This window comes from Tardiphaga sp. 768_D3_N2_1 (assembly GCF_052076105.1).
Taxonomy (GTDB): Bacteria; Pseudomonadota; Alphaproteobacteria; order Rhizobiales; family Xanthobacteraceae; genus Tardiphaga.
This window is the reverse complement of the sequence record NZ_CP197245.1, coordinates 3258094-3277602: the sequence shown is the minus strand read 5'-3', so window position 1 is coordinate 3277602 and position 19509 is coordinate 3258094. Positions and strand designations below refer to the sequence as shown.

Annotated in this window: 20 protein-coding genes; 10 read left to right on the top strand and 10 right to left on the bottom strand. The window is 61.9% G+C overall.

The features are described 5' to 3' along the window. Nucleotides 1-25: 25 nt before the first annotated feature. Nucleotides 26-1666 carry a chaperonin GroEL gene (gene groL, locus AB8A27_RS15505; RefSeq protein ID WP_441242654.1) on the bottom strand — a complete coding sequence of 547 codons (1641 nt, stop codon included), beginning with the start codon at nucleotides 1664-1666 and terminating at the stop codon, nucleotides 26-28. Between the two features lie 40 nt (nucleotides 1667-1706). Then, nucleotides 1707-2024 (bottom strand): co-chaperone GroES, encoded by a 318-nt coding sequence (locus tag AB8A27_RS15500; protein WP_441242653.1) that lies wholly within the window; start codon nucleotides 2022-2024, stop codon nucleotides 1707-1709. 419 nt (nucleotides 2025-2443) lie between these two features. Here AB8A27_RS15500 and AB8A27_RS15495 point away from each other — a divergent pair, with 419 nt between their 5' ends. The 3 genes from AB8A27_RS15495 to AB8A27_RS15485 all read left to right on the top strand — a co-directional run bounded on the left by AB8A27_RS15495 (nucleotide 2444) and on the right by AB8A27_RS15485 (nucleotide 4539). Next, nucleotides 2444-2728 carry an usg protein gene (locus AB8A27_RS15495; RefSeq protein ID WP_068736319.1) on the top strand — a complete coding sequence of 95 codons (285 nt, stop codon included), beginning with the start codon at nucleotides 2444-2446 and terminating at the stop codon, nucleotides 2726-2728. 108 nt (nucleotides 2729-2836) lie between these two features. After that, nucleotides 2837-3376 (top strand): cupin domain-containing protein, encoded by a 540-nt coding sequence (locus AB8A27_RS15490; protein ID WP_441242652.1) that lies wholly within the window; start codon nucleotides 2837-2839, stop codon nucleotides 3374-3376. Nucleotides 3377-3477: 101 nt separating this feature from the next. Further along, on the top strand, nucleotides 3478-4539 hold the full coding sequence (locus tag AB8A27_RS15485) for a dipeptidase (protein ID WP_441242651.1): 1062 nt from the start codon (nucleotides 3478-3480) through the stop codon (nucleotides 4537-4539). 19 nt (nucleotides 4540-4558) lie between these two features. On the opposite strand, the gene AB8A27_RS15480 is transcribed toward AB8A27_RS15485, so the two are convergent. The 7 genes from AB8A27_RS15480 to AB8A27_RS15450 all read right to left on the bottom strand — a co-directional run bounded on the left by AB8A27_RS15480 (nucleotide 4559) and on the right by AB8A27_RS15450 (nucleotide 11406). After that, nucleotides 4559-5809 carry a NupC/NupG family nucleoside CNT transporter gene (locus AB8A27_RS15480; RefSeq protein WP_441242650.1) on the bottom strand — a complete coding sequence of 417 codons (1251 nt, stop codon included), beginning with the start codon at nucleotides 5807-5809 and terminating at the stop codon, nucleotides 4559-4561. Nucleotides 5810-5887: 78 nt separating this feature from the next. Then, a complete protein-coding gene (locus AB8A27_RS15475; RefSeq protein WP_441242649.1) occupies nucleotides 5888-6646 on the bottom strand; it encodes an SDR family oxidoreductase in 759 nt (252 codons plus the stop codon). A 50-nt stretch (nucleotides 6647-6696) separates the two neighbouring features. After that, on the bottom strand, nucleotides 6697-7218 hold the full coding sequence (locus tag AB8A27_RS15470) for a GNAT family N-acetyltransferase (protein ID WP_441242648.1): 522 nt from the start codon (nucleotides 7216-7218) through the stop codon (nucleotides 6697-6699). Then, a complete protein-coding gene (locus AB8A27_RS15465; protein WP_093756417.1) occupies nucleotides 7215-7961 on the bottom strand; it encodes a proteasome-type protease in 747 nt (248 codons plus the stop codon). The genes AB8A27_RS15470 and AB8A27_RS15465 overlap by 4 nt, the downstream gene beginning before the upstream one ends. A 135-nt stretch (nucleotides 7962-8096) precedes the next feature. After that, a complete protein-coding gene (locus AB8A27_RS15460; RefSeq protein ID WP_441242647.1) occupies nucleotides 8097-8939 on the bottom strand; it encodes a transglutaminase family protein in 843 nt (280 codons plus the stop codon). Nucleotides 8940-8980: 41 nt separating this feature from the next. After that, a complete protein-coding gene (locus AB8A27_RS15455) occupies nucleotides 8981-9925 on the bottom strand; it encodes an alpha-E domain-containing protein (RefSeq protein ID WP_092146872.1) in 945 nt (314 codons plus the stop codon). A gap of 62 nt (nucleotides 9926-9987) precedes the next feature. Further along, the gene (locus AB8A27_RS15450) at nucleotides 9988-11406 is read right to left on the bottom strand and encodes a circularly permuted type 2 ATP-grasp protein (RefSeq protein WP_441242646.1); all 1419 of its coding nucleotides are present in this window, start codon (nucleotides 11404-11406) and stop codon (nucleotides 9988-9990) included. A gap of 221 nt (nucleotides 11407-11627) precedes the next feature. Here AB8A27_RS15450 and AB8A27_RS15445 point away from each other — a divergent pair, with 221 nt between their 5' ends. The 3 genes from AB8A27_RS15445 to AB8A27_RS15435 all read left to right on the top strand — a co-directional run bounded on the left by AB8A27_RS15445 (nucleotide 11628) and on the right by AB8A27_RS15435 (nucleotide 13591). Beyond that, nucleotides 11628-12362 (top strand): competence/damage-inducible protein A, encoded by a 735-nt coding sequence (locus AB8A27_RS15445; protein WP_441242645.1) that lies wholly within the window; start codon nucleotides 11628-11630, stop codon nucleotides 12360-12362. A gap of 63 nt (nucleotides 12363-12425) precedes the next feature. Further along, nucleotides 12426-12950, top strand: a complete 525-nt coding sequence (gene gpt, locus AB8A27_RS15440) for a xanthine phosphoribosyltransferase (RefSeq protein ID WP_441242644.1) — start codon at nucleotides 12426-12428, stop codon at nucleotides 12948-12950. A 23-nt stretch (nucleotides 12951-12973) separates the two neighbouring features. After that, nucleotides 12974-13591 carry a hypothetical protein gene (locus tag AB8A27_RS15435; RefSeq protein WP_441242643.1) on the top strand — a complete coding sequence of 206 codons (618 nt, stop codon included), beginning with the start codon at nucleotides 12974-12976 and terminating at the stop codon, nucleotides 13589-13591. Nucleotides 13592-13744: 153 nt separating this feature from the next. On the opposite strand, the gene AB8A27_RS15430 is transcribed toward AB8A27_RS15435, so the two are convergent. Next, entirely contained in the window at nucleotides 13745-14767 is a 1023-nt protein-coding gene (locus AB8A27_RS15430; protein WP_441242642.1) for a methionine synthase, read from the bottom strand. 134 nt (nucleotides 14768-14901) lie between these two features. On the opposite strand from AB8A27_RS15430, the gene AB8A27_RS15425 reads away from it, so the two are divergent. From AB8A27_RS15425 to AB8A27_RS15410, 4 genes are all read left to right on the top strand, one after another. Beyond that, entirely contained in the window at nucleotides 14902-15606 is a 705-nt protein-coding gene (locus AB8A27_RS15425) for a glutathione S-transferase N-terminal domain-containing protein (RefSeq protein WP_441242641.1), read from the top strand. Between the two features lie 141 nt (nucleotides 15607-15747). Then, nucleotides 15748-16377, top strand: coding sequence for a 2-hydroxychromene-2-carboxylate isomerase (locus AB8A27_RS15420; RefSeq protein ID WP_441242640.1), 630 nt, complete (start codon nucleotides 15748-15750; stop codon nucleotides 16375-16377). After that, nucleotides 16377-17354, top strand: coding sequence for an NADPH:quinone oxidoreductase family protein (locus AB8A27_RS15415; RefSeq protein ID WP_441242639.1), 978 nt, complete (start codon nucleotides 16377-16379; stop codon nucleotides 17352-17354). The genes AB8A27_RS15420 and AB8A27_RS15415 overlap by 1 nt, the downstream gene beginning before the upstream one ends. 98 nt (nucleotides 17355-17452) lie before the next feature. Next, nucleotides 17453-19498 carry a methyl-accepting chemotaxis protein gene (locus AB8A27_RS15410; protein WP_441242638.1) on the top strand — a complete coding sequence of 682 codons (2046 nt, stop codon included), beginning with the start codon at nucleotides 17453-17455 and terminating at the stop codon, nucleotides 19496-19498. Nucleotides 19499-19509: the final 11 nt, after the last annotated feature.

Below are 19509 nucleotides of genomic sequence, written 5' to 3'. Positions count from 1 at the left end.
ATAGTTTGCCTGAACAGCGTCGGACTTAGAAGTCCATGCCGCCCATGCCGCCGCCCGGAGGCATGCCGCCGGCCGGAGCTGCCTTCTTCGGCAGTTCGGCAACCATGGCTTCCGTGGTGATCAGGAGGCCGGCAACCGAGGCTGCGTTCTGGATCGCTGCACGGACAACCTTGGTCGGGTCGATGATGCCCTTCTTGAGCATGTCGCCATAGGTGCCGGTCTGCGAGTCGAAGCCGTGGCTGTAGGCCGCGTTTTCGAGCACCTTGCCGACGATGACCGAACCGTCTTCGCCTGCGTTGATGGCGATCTGGCGAGCCGGAGCCGACAGGGCCTTGCGGACGATCTCGACGCCGGTCTTCTGGTCGTCGTTGGCGGTTTTGATCTTCTTCAGCTGTTCCGAAGCGCGGAGCAGAGCGACGCCGCCGCCGGGGACGATGCCTTCTTCAACCGCAGCGCGGGTCGCATGCATCGCGTCATCAACGCGGTCCTTGCGCTCCTTCACTTCGACTTCGGTCGCGCCGCCGACGCGGATGACGGCAACGCCGCCAGCCAGCTTGGCGAGACGCTCCTGCAGCTTCTCACGGTCGTAGTCCGAAGTGGTCTCTTCGATCTGCGCCTTGATCTGCGCCACGCGTGCTTCGATGTCGGCCTTCTTGCCGGCGCCGTTGACGATGGTGGAGTTTTCCTTGTCGATCATCACCTTCTTGGCGCGGCCGAGCATCTGCAGGGTCACGTTTTCCAGCTTGATGCCGAGGTCTTCCGAGATCGCCTGGCCGCCGGTCAGGATCGCGATGTCCTGCAGCATGGCCTTGCGGCGATCGCCGAAGCCCGGAGCCTTCACGGCGGCAACCTTGAGGCCGCCACGCAGACGGTTGACGACGAGGGTGGCGAGAGCTTCGCCTTCGACGTCTTCAGCGACGATGACGAGCGGCTTGCCGGTCTGCACGACGGCTTCGAGCAGCGGCAGCATCTCGTTCAGCGAGGAGAGCTTCTTCTCGTTGATGAGGATGTAGGCGTCGTCGAATTCAACGCGCATCTTGTCGGCGTTGGTGACGAAGTAGGGCGAGATGTAGCCGCGGTCGAACTGCATGCCTTCGACGACGTCGAGTTCGGTTTCGAGCGACTTGGCTTCTTCAACCGTGATGACGCCTTCGTTGCCAACCTTCTTCATCGCGTCGGCGAGGAACTTGCCGATTTCGCTGTCGCCGTTGGCCGAGATGGTGCCGACCTGGGCGATTTCGTCGTTCGAGGTGACCTTCTTGGAGTTCTTGACGAGGTCAGCAACCACGGCTTCCACAGCCAGGTCGATGCCGCGCTTCAGGTCCATCGGGTTCATGCCGGCAGCGACCGACTTGGCGCCTTCACGGACGATCGCCTGGGCGAGCACGGTGGCGGTGGTGGTGCCGTCGCCGGCCGCGTCGGCCGACTTCGAGGCCACTTCGCGCACCATCTGGGCGCCCATGTTCTCGAACTTGTCGTCGAGCTCGATCTCCTTGGCGACGGTGACGCCGTCCTTGGTGATGCGGGGAGCACCGAACGACTTGTCGATGACGACGTTGCGGCCCTTCGGACCGAGGGTGACCTTCACCGCGTTGGCGAGAATGTCGACGCCGCGCAGCATCTTGTCGCGGGCATCAACGCCGAATTTTACTTCTTTGGCTGACATGTTTTGCTTCCTTGAAAATCAGGATGGAGGGGAAAGGCGCTTAAGCGGCCTTCTTCTTGGCAGGAGCGGCACCTTCGAGGACGCCCATGATGTCGCTTTCCTTCATGATCAGCAGGTCCTGGCCGTCGATCTTGACCTCGGTGCCCGACCACTTGCCGAACAGGACGCGCTCGCCAACCTTCACGTCGAGCGGGACCAGCTTGCCGGATTCGTCACGGCCGCCGGGGCCGACGGAAACGATCTCGCCCTGGGAGGGCTTCTCTTTGGCGCTATCCGGAATGATGATGCCGCCAGCTGACTTCTCTTCGGCGTCGATACGCTTGACCACGACGCGGTCGTGAAGCGGACGGAATTTCATGCAGTCCTCCTAAGTTTCTGTAGATGCTCGAGAAATTTAAATTGGCAGTCTGTGCCAACAAGTGCCAGCGCAGCTGGTCCGGACATAGGCCGAACGTTCCCCACCGGCAAGGGTCTGTACCAAATTTTTTGGCACTCAAATATGACGGGTGCCAGAATTGGTTAAGGTCCTCCGACACCAGTCCCCGGACGCGTTAGCAATCGCGGTAAGCTGCTGCTAACGCTGGGCTTTCAACTCATTATTAAACTTTTAAGCTTGTGATGAAGACGTTGCTTGCGTCACATTTCATGCATCGTGTTGTCATGGGCGAAGTGGAAGCCGGTTCGCTGCAGTCAGCGCGGTCAAAGGAGAGCAGAGCGAAGTTCGACGTCAAACCGGAATCCACTTAGCCGAATGCGCTCTGTCCATGGAGGTTGAACATGGTCTCGAGAAATGCAGCTTCTGACGATTTCAGAAAGCAGGTGCTTGGCTACGGACTGACGACGGCGCAGATCCTCTACCGCATGCCCGATCACCCCTCGCTGCTGCAGACCTATGTCTGGCAGAACTACGATCTGTTTCCGAAATTTCCGGCGCTAAAGGATTTCCTCGACTTCTGGCAAGAGAAGCTCGATGGCCCATTATTCGCGGTCACCGTCGCGCATTCGAAACTGATCAAGCCGGCCGAGCTTCGTGCCGTGGATGGCGTCTTCCGGTTGCACTAGTCCGCGCCTCTCAACGCGCCGGATGAATTGCCGCTGTGCTGAACTACCGCTAGGTTCTCCACACGCGCTGGCCGTTTGTTTGGCATTGCGCCGGGTGGGAAACACGACATGGCGAAGCTGAAGCGAACGTCAAAGAGCGCGCTGAAAACGGCTGCGACGAAGAAGTCTGCGACACGGGCGGTGGCGAAAGCGGCAAAGAAAGTCTCTGTCGGTAAACCGGCAAAGCCGAGCGCGAAGAGCGTCGCTGCGAAGCCCGGCCCGCGCCGCAAGCAGCGCGTCGCGATCAGTCACTATCAGGAAGAAGCATTTCTCGGCGACGGCCTGCGTGCCTATGCGAAGTATCGCGATCTCGGCGTCGCCGCTGCGACCAGCGGTTTGGCGCACGCGCATGTCATCCGGCTGATCGGGCCTTGCGATCCGAAAGAGGTCTCCAAGCTTCACTATCACGATGCCGAGTTTCAGCTGGTCTATGTGCTGAACGGATGGGTGAAGACTTACATGGAGGGCGAGGGCGAGACATTGATGCGTCAGGGCTCGAGCTGGACCCAGCCGCCGCGCATCAGGCACCTGATCCGCGATTACTCCGACAATTGCGAATTGCTGGAAGTGATCCTTCCGGCGGAGTTCAAGACGGTGGAAGTCCGGTAGTTCGCGTGCGGAAATGCGACGCGTGCCTTGTTCGCGCGTCGCAGTGACGTTGAATCAGCTATGCTGAGCCCGTCGCTGCCCTGGCTCTCAACGAGTATCTCATGACTGCATCCGTTCCGGTTTTCGACGGTCACAACGATGTGCTGCTGCGGCTGTACAAATCGCAATCGCACGATCCGGTATCCGACTTCCTGACCGGGGAAGCCGCCGGTCACATCGACCTGCCGAAGGCGAAGGCCGGCGCGTTCGTCGGCGGGCTGTTCGCGCTGTATTCGCCGGCGGCTCAGGCGTCATCGGGATTCATGGCGCAGATGACGGGCGGACGCTACGCCGTGCCGCTTCCCGAGCCGCTGACGATGGACGAGGCGCGCAATTCCGTCGTCGCCGAACTGGCCATCCTGCTGCAGCTCGAACGCGCTTCCGCAGGCGCGGTGGCGATCTGCACCACTACCGCCGAAATCCGGTCCGCCATTGAGCGCAAGGCGCTGGCCGTGGTGGTCCATCTGGAAGGCGCAGAGGCCATCGACGCCGAGCTCAGATTCCTCGACGTTCTCTATGCGGCGGGGTTGCGGTCGATCGGGCCGGTGTGGAGCCGGACCAACATCTTCGGCCATGGCGTGCCGTTTCACTTCCCGTCCGGGCCCGATCTCGGCGATGGTCTCACCGCGGCCGGCGAGCGGTTGATCGGCGCCTGCAATGACCTGAAGATTCTGGTCGACCTGTCGCACATCACCGAGAAGGGTTTTTGGGACGTGGCGCGGCTGTCGAAGGCGCCGCTGGTGGCGACCCATTCCAATGCCCATGCACTGTGCCCGTCGCCGCGCAATCTCACCGACAAGCAGCTCGCCGCGATCCGCGACACCGGCGGCATGGTCGGCCTGAATTTCGCGACCTGCTTCCTGCGCCCCGACGGCAGCATGCGGCCCGACACCGGCATCGAGCTGATGGTGCAGCAGATCGACTATCTGCTGGAGAAGCTGGGCGAGGATCACGTCGGGCTGGGATCGGATTTCGACGGCGCGGTGGTGCCCGAGGCCATCGGCTCCGCCGCGGGTCTGCAGGCGCTGTTCGTGGCCTTGCGCGACAAGGGCTATTCCGAGACGCTGCTCGGCAAGCTCGGCGCGGGCAATTGGCTCGGTCTGCTGCAGCGGACGATCGGCTGACCGGCGCTGGCGGCGTGTCTCAGGTGAGCATGCCCACGATCGCGCCCATCAGGCAGGTCGTCAGCGTGCCCGAGACGATCGACTTCACACCGAGCGCATTGATTTCGTTGCGACGCTCCGGGGCCATGGTGCCCAGGCCTCCGATCATGATTCCGAGGCTGGCAAAATTTGCGAATCCGCACAGCGCATAAAGCATGATGAGGCGCGAGCGCGCATCCAGCGCATCGGGACCAAGCTTCGCCAATTGAACATAGGCGATCAACTCGTTGAGGATCGTCTTGACGCCCATCAGCGAGCCCGCGGTCAGCGCCTGGTCCCACGGCAGGCCCATCAGCCAGCATATCGGCGCCATCAGGTAGCCCAGCATCCGCTGGACCGAGATCGGCGTTCCTCCGATCGTCGGCATCATCATGAGGATGGCGTTCATCAGATACATCAGCGCCACGAAGACCAGCAGCAGGGCGATGATGTTGACAAGCAGTTCGATGCCCGCACTCGTGCCCTTGACGATCGCATCTATCGTGCTCGTGGCCGATGCGCCCGGATTGGCGAGCAATCCGCCGGTGCGACGATCCTCGGTCTCAGGCACCATGATCAGGCTGACGAGGATTGCCGCCGGCGCCGAGAGCACGGACGCAATCACGAAATGCGCCGAGGCATCGGGGATCAGCGGCGCCATGAAAGTGGCATAGAGCACCAGCACGGTGCCGGCGATTCCCGCCATGCCGCCGGTCATCACCAGAAACAGTTCGCTGCGCGTGAGCTGCGCGAGATAGGGGCGAATAAACAACGGGGCCTCGACCATGCCCAGAAAGATGTTCGCGGCCGTTGACAGCCCGACTGCGCCACCGATGCCGAGTGTGCGTTCGAGCAGCCACGCCATGCCACGCACGATCGGCGGCAGGATACGCCAGTAGAACAACAGGCTGGTCAGCACGCTGATGATCAGCACCACAGGGAGCGCCTGCAGCGCGAGCACGAAATCCGCGCCGGGATTCTTGAGATCGAACGGCAATGCGCCGCCGCCGAGATAACCGAACACGAAAGATGTGCCGGCGCGCGACGCTGCGGCGATGGTACTGACAGCATCGTTGATGCTGCTGAAGGCGCGGGTCACGACGGGAAGCTTCAGCAGGGCCGCGGCAGTGAGGATCGTCAATGCGAGACCGATCGTGGCCTGTCTCAGCGACACTTTGCTGCGGTTTTCACCGAGCGCCCAGGCGATCCCCAAAAGTGCGATGACGCCGAACGCCGATTGTAGCTGCAGCATGAATCCCCCGAAACCGCGGCGATGATGCCGCGGCTCCTTATGTCATGCAATCGTAATGCCGCTGAGGCGGGTTACGTTTTAGCCGCGTCCGACGAACGGCATCTTCGTTGCCATGACCGTCATGGTCAGCACATTGGCGTCGAGCGGCAGGCCGGCCATATAGGCGACGGCGTCGCCGACGGCTTTGGCGTCCATGCGTGGCTCCTGCTTCGAGGTGCCGTCAGGCTGCAGCACGCCGGGGCCGTTGACCATGCGGTCGGTCATGGGTGTGGCGGCGTTGCCGATATCGACCTGGCCGACGGCGATGTCATAGGCGCGGCCGTCGAGATTGCTGGCCTTGGTCAGGCCGGTGATGGCGTGTTTGGTCGACGTGTAGGCGGCCGAGAACGGGCGCGGTGCATGCGCCGAGATCGAGCCGTTATTGATGATGCGGCCGCCGCGGGGCGTCTGATCCTTCATGATGCGGAAGGCATGCTGCGTACACAGGAACGGCGCAGTGAGATTGGTGTTCACCACAGCCTGCCACTGTTCGAGGCCGAGGTCTTCGAACGGGATTGCCGGCGCGCCCATGCCGGCATTGTTGAACAGCACGTCGAGCCGGCCGAATTCCTGCATGATTTTCGCGAACAGCGCGGCGATCGAGGCGGGGTCGGCCATGTCGGCGCTCACGGGAAGGCTCTTGCCGCCATTGGCTGCGCCGAGCTTCTGGGTCTCTTGCAGCAGTTCGAGCCGGCGACCGGCGAGCACGACGGTGAAACCGGTATTCATCAGCGCGAGCGACGCGGCACGGCCGACGCCGGTGCCAGCTCCGGTCACGAGTGCGATCTTGTTGGTCATCTGTTTCGTCCCTGTTTTCTTTTTACGAGAGGTCTTTTTGAGTGAGGTCTTTATTTTGAGAGATCCCGGACCATGAAGCGTGCGTTGTCGCCGTAGCTTTGCAGTTTCTGATCCAGTTCGGAATCGCGCAGGATGGTGAAATCGTGCCGTTGCCAAAAATGAACTGAATTGTTGACGGCAACAAGCGTCATGTTGGGCAGTTGCATCAACCTGGCGCATGCCGCCATCATATCGACGGCGACGGTCGCGGCGCCGGATCTGCGAATTTCGGGCAACAATGCGAGATCGTGAATGTAGAAGGTTGACGGCGCGGCAGGCATCGTCAGCAGGCTGTTCAGTGGCGGTGGCGCCTTGAACTGCCAGGGATGGCAGATGGCGTAACCTTTGATGCCGTCTTGGCCTTCCAGCACGGCGCAGCCGGTTGGATTCAGCGCCATGCGGTTCGCGAACACGACCTCGTCTTCGGGAAAATCGGGATGAACGGCATCGGCGATGGCGAGGACGGACGGCAGGTCCGCCTCCGTCATGATGCGCCATTTCATCGGAACTGCGGTCATCGCGGCCGCGCTCAATTGTCTTTCTTGTAGGGCGGGCGCGGAATGTTTTGATGCGCCGCGCGCAGTGCTGCCGACCAGCGCGAGCGCAGGTCGTGGAAATAGGGCTCGCCGGCTTCGATACGGTGATTGAGATCGGCGTCGCAGACATCGGTGCGCACCACCAGCACATCGATCGGCAGGCCGACGCCGATATTGGAGCGCATGGTCGAGTCCATCGAGATCAGGCCGGTCTTGAGCGCCTCATAGAGTTCGACGTCGTAATGCATCGCGCGGTCGAGCACCGGCTTGCCGTATTTGTGCTCTCCGATCTGCAGATAGGGCGTGTCCACCGTGCATTCGATGAAGTTGCCGGCCGGGTAGATCATGAACAGCCGCATCTTGGCGCCCTTGATCTGGCCGCCGAACAGGAACGAGACGTCGAAATTGATATCCTCGGCCTCCAGCGCCTTGCCCTCGGTGGCGTTGACGTGCCGGATGGCGCGGCCGATGCGCTGCGCGGCCTGAAACATCGTCGGGGCGTTCAGCAGGGTCTCTAGCTCGCCCGTGGTCGGGTTCTCCAGCCCCTCGCTCAGGGTGGAGAGCACCGATTGGCTGATGGCCAGGTTGCCTGCCGAGGCCACCGCCATGATGCGGTCGCCGGGCTGGTTGAAGATGTGCAGCTTGCGGAAAGTCGAAATGTTGTCGAGCCCGGCATTGGTGCGCGTGTCCGCGATCATCACCAGGCCGTCCTTGACGAGAATTCCGCAGCAATAGGTCATCTTTGGTCCCTTGCGAGCGCGATCAGCAAAAGTGGACCACGGTTTTGCGTCCGATCGCGCTCCAGAATAATACAGGGAAGCGTCTTACGCGGTGGGTATCGCCCGGGCAACCTCGGAAAACCAGCCTGAGGTTGTTCAGGACTGGCTCTGTGACTGCGACTGGCCGCGGCCATTGGCCTGATCGACCTTGACGGCCACAGTCAGGGTTTCCGTGCCGCCGCCATAGCGGGTGCCGCGGACCGGGGCTGCCCCGAGGTAATCCAGGCCGATGGCAACACGGGCATGGGCGTCGGTGGTGCAGATGGCATTGGCGGGATCGAAGCCGACCCAGCCGAGATCCGGCACATAGGCCTCGGCCCAGGCATGCCCGGCCAGCTGGTTGATCTCGCCATCGGCACGCCAGAAATGGCCGGAGACGAAGCGGGCGGGTACGCCGGCCGAGCGGGCACAGGCGATGAAGATATGCGCGTAATCCTGGCAGACGCCGCGCTTGCCGATGAAGGCCTCGCTGGCCGACGTGCCGGTGCTGGTTGGATCGGTGTCGAAGGTCATGTGCTCGTTGATGGCCATCATCAGCGCATGCAGGAAGCCGAGCACGTCGGTTTCCGCGCCCGGCACAAGGTCCTTCGTAAAGACCTGCATCGCCGGGCTGACATCGGTCAGGTCGGTCTGGCGCAGGAACAGGCTTGGCGGAAACCGCTCGTCCGTGCCCTTCAGCACGCCGCCGGTGTCCTGGGTGTCGATCAGGCCCTCGACACTGACGGTCAGGTCCGAAATCGGCCCATGCGTCAGCACATGGGTGATGTTGCCGAATGCGTCCTCATGCAGATCGAGGCGGGAATCGGTGGAGACGTCGATCTGCCACTCGGCGACATACTGGCCGTCATGGCTGCCCGGCGTCATGCGCAGAATCTGGATCACGCCCGAAGCCGGTGGCTCATAGCGATAGGTCGTCGAATGGGCGATACGCAGGCGCATGGCAACGTGTCCGAATCTGCCGAAAGAGCCGCGAGGCTGGCTCAAATCAGATATTGCTTGGAGATGATGTCGCCAAGGCGGCTATTGTCCGCAATGAATTCCTGGATGAATTCATGCAGGCCGTGCTGGAAGATATCCTGCATATTGCTGTGTTCAAGCCTGTTGCGGACGCCGCGGGCATGGCGCTGGGCGGCGCCTTGGCGGCCATAGGACACGCCGATCTGGTCGAGATTGCGTACCAGATTGCCGTAGCAGCTCGCCAGCGAGCGCGGCAGCGTGTCGTTGAGGATCAAAAGGTCCGCGATCAGCCAGGGCTTCAGCGTCTCGCGATAGACCCAGTGATAGGCCGTGAGCGCCGACACCGACCGCAGGATCGAGGTCCACTGATAGTAATCGAGCGGGCCGCCGACATGTTCGTCCTCGGGCAGCAGCAGATGATATTTCACATCGAGAATGCGCGCGGTATTGTCGGCGCGTTCCAGATGCAGGCCGAGCCGCGAAAACCAGTAGGCATCGTTGCGCAGCATGGTGCGGTAGGCTGAGCCGTCGAAGCGCAGCGATGTCTCCTGCACGAAGCGCAGGAAGTTCGCCAGTTGCTCGCGTGTCTTGGCGCCGCCGCTCCAGACCGACTGCAGCTCCAGCCACGCGCTGTTGATGGTGTCCCACATCTCGCCGGTCAGTGCGGTGCGCACGGAACGCGAGTTCAGCCGCGCCGCCTCGATGCAATTGCGGATCGAGGAGGGATTGGCCGTCGAGAACGAGAGATATTCGACGACGTTGGTCTCGTTGGCTTCCTCGTACAGTTCATAAAAGGACGCACTGACGCCTGCGGTGAGCAGCGCCGAGTCCCACTCATTGGTCTGGCCGATATACGTATTCGGCAGCGCGGTGACGCGCAGCGTCGCCTCGATCGTGCGTGCGAGATATTCGGCGCGTTCGACGTAGCGGGCTAGCCAGTACAGGTTTTCGGCGGTGCGCGACAGCATGCGGGAATGTTACTCTTTGAAAATTGGATCGTCGGTCGAAGTCCGGTTGCCTGTTTCGAGAATTATTCGTCGAGTATCCACGTATCCTTGGTGCCGCCTCCCTGGCTGGAATTCACCACCAGCGAGCCTTCCTTCAGCGCCACGCGGGTCAGGCCGCCGGCTACGATGGAGACGCTCTTGCTGCCGGTGAGCACGAAGGGACGAAGATCGACGTGCCTTGGTGCCAGGCCTGACTCGGTGCAGGTCGGGCAGGTCGACAGCGCCAGCGTCGGCTGGGCGATGAAGCCTTCGGGCTCGCGCTTGAGCTTGTCGCGGAAGGCTTCGATGGTCGCCTTGGTGGCGGCCGGACCGATCAGCATGCCGTAGCCTCCGGAGCCATGGACTTCCTTGACCACGAGTTCGCTCAAGTGATCGAGCACATAAGCGAGATCGCCGGCTTCACGGCAGCGCCAGGTCGGCACATTCTTCAGGATCGGTTCTTCGCCGAGATAGAACTTCACCACTTCCGGCATGTAGCTGTAGATCGCCTTATCATCGGCGATGCCGGTGCCGACTGCATTGGCCAGCGTGACATTGCCGGCCATATAGGCGGACATCAGGCCGGGGACGCCGAGCGCTGAATCCGGGCGGAAGGTGAGGGGATCCAGAAAATCGTCATCGACGCGGCGATAGATCACGTCGACGCGTTTGAGCCCTTCGGTGGTGCGCATGAAGACTTCATCGTTCTTGACGATGAGGTCGCGGCCCTCGACCAGTTCGACGCCGAGCTTGTCGGCCAGGAACGAGTGTTCGTAGTAAGCCGAGTTGTAGACGCCGGGTGTCATCAGCGCGACGGTCGGTTCTGTCGAGGCAGATCGCGGTGCGACGGAGCGCAGACAGGACAATAGTTCGTCCGGATATTTCTCGACCGGCGCGACGCGATGCCGCGCGAACAGGTCGGGGAAAAGCCGCATCATGATCTCGCGGTTCTCCAGCATATAGGAGACGCCGGAGGGGGTGCGGGCATTGTCCTCGAGAACGAAGAATTCATCCGGATTGGTGCGGACGATATCGATGCCGGCGATGTGCACATAGACATCGTGCGGGACGTCCTGGCCGTTCATCTCCGGACGGAACACCGGGTTCTGGAAGATCAGGTCATCCGGGATCAGGCCGGCGCGGAGGATTTCGCGGCCGTGATAGATGTCCTTGAGGAACATGTTGATGGCGCGGGTGCGCTGCTTCAGGCCCTTTTCCAGCAGGGTCCATTCCTTGCCGGAAATGATCCGCGGAATGACGTCGAAGGGGATCAGGCGTTCGGTGGATTCGGAGTCGCCGTAAACCGCGAAGGTGATGCCGATCCGGCGGAACAGCAGCTCCGCTTCCTGGCGGCGATGTTCCAAAGCGTCCGGAGGCGTCTCCTGGAGCCAACGGGAGAGTTCTTCATAGGCCGGGCGGAGCTCGCCTTGGGGCCCGTTCATTTCGTCGAACGCGACTGCCATGTACCCTGACTGTTGTTTCGAGGCCGTACGGAGATTGCACGACTGAAAGGGATGGTAGCAAGGGGCGGGCCAGCACGATATGCATTCAACAAGAGCAATTCGTATGAGATGCGTGTAAAGCTGCCTGAAAAAACGGCTGGACGCTGCTCGTTTCGGCAGCAAAACCCCGTGACATCAGGACTTTGCCTGCGCATGGTCCCGGGAATGGTGAGGAACGACGAATGACCGAGATTGTGACCGCGGGCATCCTGGTGATCGGCGACGAGATTCTGTCAGGTCGGACCAAGGACAAGAACATCGGCTTCATTGCCGAGTATCTCACTAATATCGGCATCGACCTCAAGGAAGTCCGCGTCGTCTCCGACGATGAGCCGGATATCGTCGCGGCACTCGATGCGCTGCGTAAACGCTACACCTACGTTTTTACCACTGGCGGCATCGGACCCACCCATGACGACATCACGGCGGATGCGGTGGCCAAGGCGTTCGGCGTCAAGATCGATCATCATCCCGAAGTGGTCGCGCGCTTTCAGGAGCGTTTCGGCGCTGATCTCAACGAAGCCCGGCTGCGGATGGCCCGCATTCCCGACGGCGCCGACCTGATCCAGAGCGCAACGATTTTGGCACCCGGTTTCAAGATCGACAATGTGATCGTGATGGCCGGCGTGCCGTCTATCATGCAGGCGATGATGGACATCGTTGCGCCAAAGCTGAAGTCCGGCCTACGCATGCTGTCCGACACGGTGAAGGCCAATGCGCGTGAAGGCGATGTCGGCGGTCCGCTGCGCGATATCGCGAAGGCGCATCCGGATACGATCATTGGCAGCTATCCGTTCATGGATGAGCAGGGCAAGCCGAACACCCATCTGGTGGTGCGTTCGCGGGATCAGGATAAGCTCAATGCGGCAATGGAGGCCGTCAAGGCGATGTTGGCGACAATCAATACGCCCAAGTGAAATTAAACGAGTCAATCAACATAAGTCCGGCCGCCTGAGGGCGACTGATGCAAGGAGACGAACATGGCCGATCATCCGGAATTGAGCGCTGAGGAGCGCGCCGGCAAGGCATTCCCGGTGTCCTGGGATCAATTCCATCGCGACTGCCGCGCGCTGACCTGGCGACTGAACAGCGCAGGTCCATTTCATGCGATCATCGCCATCACGCGTGGCGGCCTCGTGCCGGCAGCGATCGTGGCGCGCGAGCTTGGCGTCCGTGTCATCGATACGGTTTGTATCGCCAGTTACGAGCACAACAAGCGCGGCGAATTGCAGGTGCTGAAGGGGCTCTCGGCCGATGCACTGAAATTCGGTGGTGGCGACGGCAAGGGCCTCCTGATCATCGATGATCTCGTCGATACCGGCAAGACGGCGCGCATTGTCCGCGACATGCTGCCCAAAGCGCACTTTGCGACGGTCTATGCCAAGCCGATGGGGCGACCTCTGGTCGACACCTTCATCACCGAAGTTTCGCAGGATACCTGGATCTTCTTCCCGTGGGATCTCGGCCTGTCGTTCCAGCCGCCGATGCGCGAAGGCGCTGGCTAGGCTCTCGTTGCGAGGAGACGCGATTGCCACTGCAAAATCGTGTCACGCCGACAGGCGATATCGTCGCGACGCCGGAGCGCGGAACGTTCACCGGCAATCGTGGCATCATCCATGATCCCTCGAGCAAAACGCTTCTGAACAGGCGCTGGTCCAATCCAGCCTGGATCACCTGCGTCTGCGAATTCCGCGGGCGTCGCCGCGATGTGATGGCGACACGCAGCTGGACCGAGCTGTTCTTCCTCGACGAGGCCACATCCTTCGCGGCCGGTCACCGCCCATGCTTCTACTGCCGCCGCGAAGACGCGAACCGCTTTCGCGCAGCGTGGGAGGAGGGCAACGGCGTCACGCGTGTGCGGGCGACGGAGATCGATGCGGTGCTGCATCGGGAACGGCTGGAGGGGCGCAAGAAGCGACTGCACCCGCTGAACGAACTGATCGAGGCATTGCCGGATGGGGCGATGGTACAGGCGGGTGGTGAGAGCTATTTGATCGCGCAGGGGCGGGCGTTGCAGTGGTCGTTTGCGGGCTATAGCGCCTCGGTCGGAAAACTCTTCGACGCGCAATTGCTGACGCCGCCATCGACGCTGAATGCATTTAGCGCCGGCTATCGGCCGGTGCTGCATGGAAGTGCCGGTCTGTAACTAAAACTCGTCATTCCGGGATGCACGCAAGTCGGCGTAGCCGACTGGAGTGCAGACCCGGAATCCCGAAGTGTTCAACCAAGTTGGGATTCCGGGTTCGCGCGCAAAGATGCGCGCGCCCCGGAATGACGAGGTGTCGGGCGGCGAAGTACCTTACCCCAGCTTCTGCCTCGCCAGCTTCGCGCCGGCCCCCAGCGCCCGCAGCTTCGCCTCCGCGATATCGCGCTGCATCGGCGCCATGCCGCAATTGGTCGTCGGCACGATCTTGTCCTTCGGCACGTACTTCATCACGGCCTCGATGGTGGCGACCACATCCTCCGGCGTCTCGATCGTATCGCTCGCGACATCGATCACACCGGCCTGCACGACCTTGTTTTTCAGCAGTCCCAGCAATTCCAGCGGCACGCGCGAATTGCGGCATTCGATGGCGACTTGCTGGATCGGGCTGGCGTCGATGGCCGGGAAGATCTCTTCATATTGCCGCCACTCGCTGCCGAGCGTTTCCTTCCAGTCGGTATTGGCCTTGATGCCATAGCCGTAGCAGATGTGAACGGCTGTGGCGCAAGTGAGGCCCTGTGCCGCGCGCGCCAGCGCCTTGACGCCCCAGTCGGCGGCTTCGTCCATGAAGACGTTGAAGGCCGGCTCGTCGAACTGGATCATGTCGACGCCGTCGGCCTGTAGCGCAAGCGCTTCCTGATTGAGAAGTTCGGCGAAAGCGAAGGCCATCTTGACGCGATCGCCGTAATAGCTGTCGGACAGGGTGTCGATGATGGTCATCGGGCCGGGCAGAGTGAACTTGAACTTGTTCTTTGTATGCGCGCGGGCAGCCTGCGCCTCGAAGGCGTGAACGCGGCCCTTGAGCTGCAGCGGCGCGATCACCTGCGGCACCATCGCCTTGTAGCGATCCTTGCGGATGCCCATCTCGACCTTGTGGGCGAAGTCGATGCCGTCGACCTTCTCCAGAAAGCCATGGACGAAATGCTGCCGCGCCTGTTCGCCTTCGGTGACGATGTCGACGCCGGCGTCTTCCTGCACCTTCACCGCCAGCAGCGTCGCATCGCGCTTGGCGCGGGCCAGTTCGTCGCCGGAGGAGCGCCAGGTCGGCCACAGCTTGTTGGGTTCGGCGAGCCATTCGGGCTTCGGCAGCGAGCCGGCGATGGTGTTTGGAAACAGCATTTGTTCGCTCCCCGGAAATTGTGTTTTGCGGAGGCCTATCTGCCACGTTCCTGCCCCTCCGTATATGGGATTGGCGCACCCATAAGGGAGGGCTAGGATTGGCCAAAACGTATCGGGGACGCCGGGAAAATTATATGATCGACCTGCATTACGCATCGACGCCGAATGGCTGGAAAATCTCGATCATGCTGGAGGAATGCGGGCTGCCTTATACGGTCGTCCCCATGCAGCTCGGCCGCGGCGACCAGCACAAGCCTGAATTCCTCAAGCTCAGTCCCAATGGCCGGATGCCGGCCATCGTCGATCGCGCGCCCGCCGATGGCGGCGATCCGGTCTCGATTTTCGAGAGCGGCGCGATCCTGATCTATCTCGCGGAGAAGTCCGGCCAGTTCATGCCGACCGAGATGCGCAAGCGTTTCGACGTCATGCAGTGGCTGATGTGGCAGATGGGCGGGCTCGGTCCGATGCTCGGTCAGAACGGGCATTTCCTGCTCTATGCGCCCGAGAAGATTCCCTATGCGATGGATCGCTATACGCGGGAGGCGAAGCGCCTGTATGGCGTGCTCGACGCGCATCTTGGCGAGGGCCGCGATTACATCGCCGGCGACTACTCCATCGCCGATATGGCGTGCTTTCCCTGGATCATGACCCACAAGGCGCAGGGCCTGACGCTGGATGACTTTCCGCATGTGAAGCGCTGGTTTGCGCTGGTCCGCGCACGGCCGCAGGTGCAGGCGGGTCTTGCCGTCGGCAAGCAGGACAAGAAGCCGATGGATGAGCAGGCGCGGAAGATCATGTTCGGTGTGGACCAGCCGGCGCATGCGCAGCAACAGCAGTGAGATTCGTCGTTCCGAGGCGGCGGCGCGCCTTCGCGCCGACGAACCCGGAACCTGGCAGTAATAAAAACACATCGGGATTCCGGGTTCGCGCCAAGTGGCGCGCCCCGGACTGACAGAGAACAACAATAAGAGGAAACACCCATGATCGAATTCTTCTTCGACTGTTCCAGCCCCTGGACCTATCTGGCCTTCCACAATATCCAGCCGCTCGCGAAGGAGTTTGGCCAAGAGATCTCGTGGCGGCCCATTCTGGTGGGTGGCATCTTCAATTCGATCAATCCCAGCGTCTACGAGTCGCGCAAGACGCCGGTGCCGGCGAAGGCGCGCTACATGAAGAAGGACCTCGGCGACTGGGCGCGTTCGGCGGGCCTGGCCATCAAGATGCCGCCGACGGTGTTTCCGGTGAACAGCGTCAAGGCGATGCGCGGCTGCATCTGGCTTGGAAACGATGCGATGGTGCCGTTTGCGCGCGCGGTGTTCGAAGCCTATTGGGGCGACGACAAGGATATCTCGCAAGATGATGTTCTTACGGAGATCTGTACGCGTACCGGCATCGATCCCGCGAAATTCTTCGCGGGCATCGGCGATCAGGCGATCAAGGATCAGCTCAAGGCGAACACCGATGAAGTGATCGCGTGGGGCGGCTTCGGCTCGCCGACCATCTATCTCGGCAAGACCGACATGTATTTCGGCAATGATCGCCTGCCGCTGATCCGCGAGGCGCTGCAGCGTCGCAAGGCTGGCGCTGCAAGCGCCGAGAGTGCCGCCTGATGCCGAGAGCAATTGTTTGCCGTGAGCTCGGGTCGCCTGAAAGCCTGCGCCTCGAACAATTTGCATCAGTGCCGCTGAAACCCGGGCAGGTCCGCGTTGCCGTGCGCGCCGCGGGCATCAACTTCCCGGATATTCTGATGGCGGCCGGCGAGTATCAGCTCAAGCCCGAACTGCCGTTCACGCCGGGCATGGAAGCGGCGGGCGACGTCAGCGAAGTCGCCGGCGATGTGCCGGGCTTCGCGGTCGGGGATCGCGTTATCGTCAAGCTGCGTCATGGCGGCTATGCGGACGAGGTCGTGGTGACGTCGGCACAACTCACTCCGCTGCCGTCGACATTCGATTACGCGGAGGGAGCGACGTTTCTTGCGGCGCATGGCACCGCGCATCACGCGCTGGTCGACCGTGGCCAGATCAAGCCGGGTGAAGTGCTGCTGGTGCATGGCGGCGGTGGCGGCGTCGGTCTGGCGGCGGTGGAGATCGGCAAGCTGCTGGGCGCCACGGTCATCGCGGCTGCATCCTCGGAAGAGAAGCTTGCAGTCGCCAAAGCGCGCGGTGCGGATCATGGTATGCTGTATGGGTCCGAACCGTTCCGTGACGCGGTGAAGCGCATCACCGAGGGCCGCGGCGTCGATGTGGTCTTCGATCCGGTCGGTGGCGAGATCTTCGAGCAAAGCCTGCGCTGCATCAATTGGGGCGCCCGCCTGCTGGTGATCGGCTTCACCGGTGGTATCGGTGTGGCGAAAACCAATCTCGTGCTCATCAAAGGTGCCAGCGTGCTCGGCGTTCGCGCAGGCGAGGCGGCGCGGCGCGATCCAAAGATCGGCGAAGCGCGCATCGCGCAGCTCCTCGCATGGGCAGAGGCGAGAAAGATCAGGCCAAATATCTCGCATCGATTGCCGCTGGCTGACGTTGCGCAGGCCATGCGACTCCTCACCGAACGCAAGGCCATTGGTCGCGTCGCGCTCATGATGGACTGACTAATTTTTAGTCAAGGTAGAACGAGGGTTCCTTTACGAATTACACGTAAAACGAGTGTCGTTGAGTGAGAACGACATGTTGTTGAACGAGAGTGATCATGTTGAAGCATACCAAAATACTCTACCGCATCGCTCTTTCCGCAATTCTGCCTCTGATCATTCTGGCCGTACTGGCTGCCTATGAGATTTCCACCAAGGCCGCCGTGCATGGTGAAATGTCGCGGCTCGAACCCGTCGCGGCAAATGTTACCAAGCTCAGCCGCCTCGTTCACGAATTGCAGAAGGAACGGGGCATGACCTCGGCCTTCCTGAGCAGCAAGGGCGCGCAGATGCGCAGCGAGCTGGCGGAGCAGCGCAAGCGCAGCGATGCCGAGCGGGCGATGGCTACGGGGGCGCTCAGGGAGCTCAAACGCTCGACGCTGACCGATCTCGCGCAGGCTGCGGAAGCAGGCGACGAAAGTCTCGGCAAGCTCGATGCCCTGCGCGGCGAGATCGACGCGCAGACAGTAGCCGCACCGGTAGCCTTCGGTCGTCTGACGGAAACGATTGCACGTCAGATTTCCGTGATCACCGGCATCTCCAATCTCAGCACCGATGACGACATCTCCAAGGCGATAGCGGCCTATGCGAATGTGATCGAAGGCAAGGAGCGCGCAGGCCAGGAGCGTGCGCTGAATGCGGGCGGCATTGCAGCCGGCAAATTTGAACTGCCGGTTTTCTCCCGCGGCATCGGCCTCGCCGCCGCTCAGGACGGTTTCTTCGCAGCGTTCCGTGCCACCGCGTCGCCACAGGCGATTGCATTGTTCGGGCGCAACATGTCGGGTCCCGCGATCGATCGCGTTCATACGATGCGCAAGACGATCGAGCAGGGCGGCCTCACTGGTGACTTCAAGTCGCTCGACAGCAAGAGCTGGTTCGACGCCAGCACCGTGCGGATCGATCTCCTGAAGTTGGTCGAGGACGGTCTCGCCAACGATCTCGCCGCGCTGGTGACTGGCAAGAAGGCCGACGCCGCTCGCGCACTGACGATTGCCTCGGCATTGATGATCCTGGCGCTGCTTGCCAGCGGTGGTGCCGTGGTGGCAATGGCCCGGAGTATCACGCGCCCGATCGGCGAACTGTCGACCTCGATGACCGACCTTGCGAAGGGCGATGTCTCGACGCAGATAGGCGGCACGGATCGCGGCGACGAGATCGGCGGCATGGCGCGCGCTGTCGCTTTCTTCAAGGAGAACATGATCAAGACCAACGAGCTCAGCGCCCGGGAAGCGGAGGAGATCAACCGGCGTAACCTCCGCACGGCGCGGGTGACCGAGCTGACCAATGCATTCGACAGCGAGATCGGCACGCTACTGTCATTGCTGACCACCGCGTCGTCGCAATTGCACGGGACGGCGGAATCGCTGACGTCCACGGCGGGGGAGACCATTCGTCAGGCAACCGTCGTGACGGCGGCCTCGACCGAAACTTCGACCAATGTGCAGACCGTTGCGGCTGCGGCCGAGGAATTGTCGAGCTCGGTGGTGGAAATCGGCCGGCAGGTCTCGCATTCGTCGGCCATTGCGCAGAAGGCGGTGGAAGAAGCCGGCCGCACCAATGATACGGTGATAGCTCTGTCATCGGCCGCCGAAAAGATCGGCGATGTCGTCAATCTGATTACAGAGATTGCCAGCCAGACCAATCTGCTCGCGCTGAACGCCACCATCGAGGCGGCGCGTGCGGGCGAGGCCGGTCGTGGTTTCTCGGTCGTCGCCTCCGAGGTGAAGAGCCTTGCCGGCCAGACGGCGAAGGCGACTGAAGAAATCCGCACGCAGATCGCGGCGATCCAGTCCTCGTCGGGCAATGCGGTCGTCGCCATCCGTGCGATTTCCGGCACCATCGGCACCATCAACGAGATAGCCGCGTCGATTGCCAGCGCGGTGGAGGAGCAGAGCGCCGCGACTCAGGAGATCGCGCGCAATGTCCAGCACGCGGCCCAGGGCGCCAACGAGATATCGCGTACCATCAGCGGCGTCAGCGATATGGCTGGCGACACCGGTTCATCGGCCGGCCAGGTGCTGAGCGCGTCAGACGACCTCGCGCGGCAGTCGACCCGGATGCGCAATCAGGTCGAAAGCTTTCTGGCGGCGATCAAGTCGGCCTGAGAAGCTGCGCA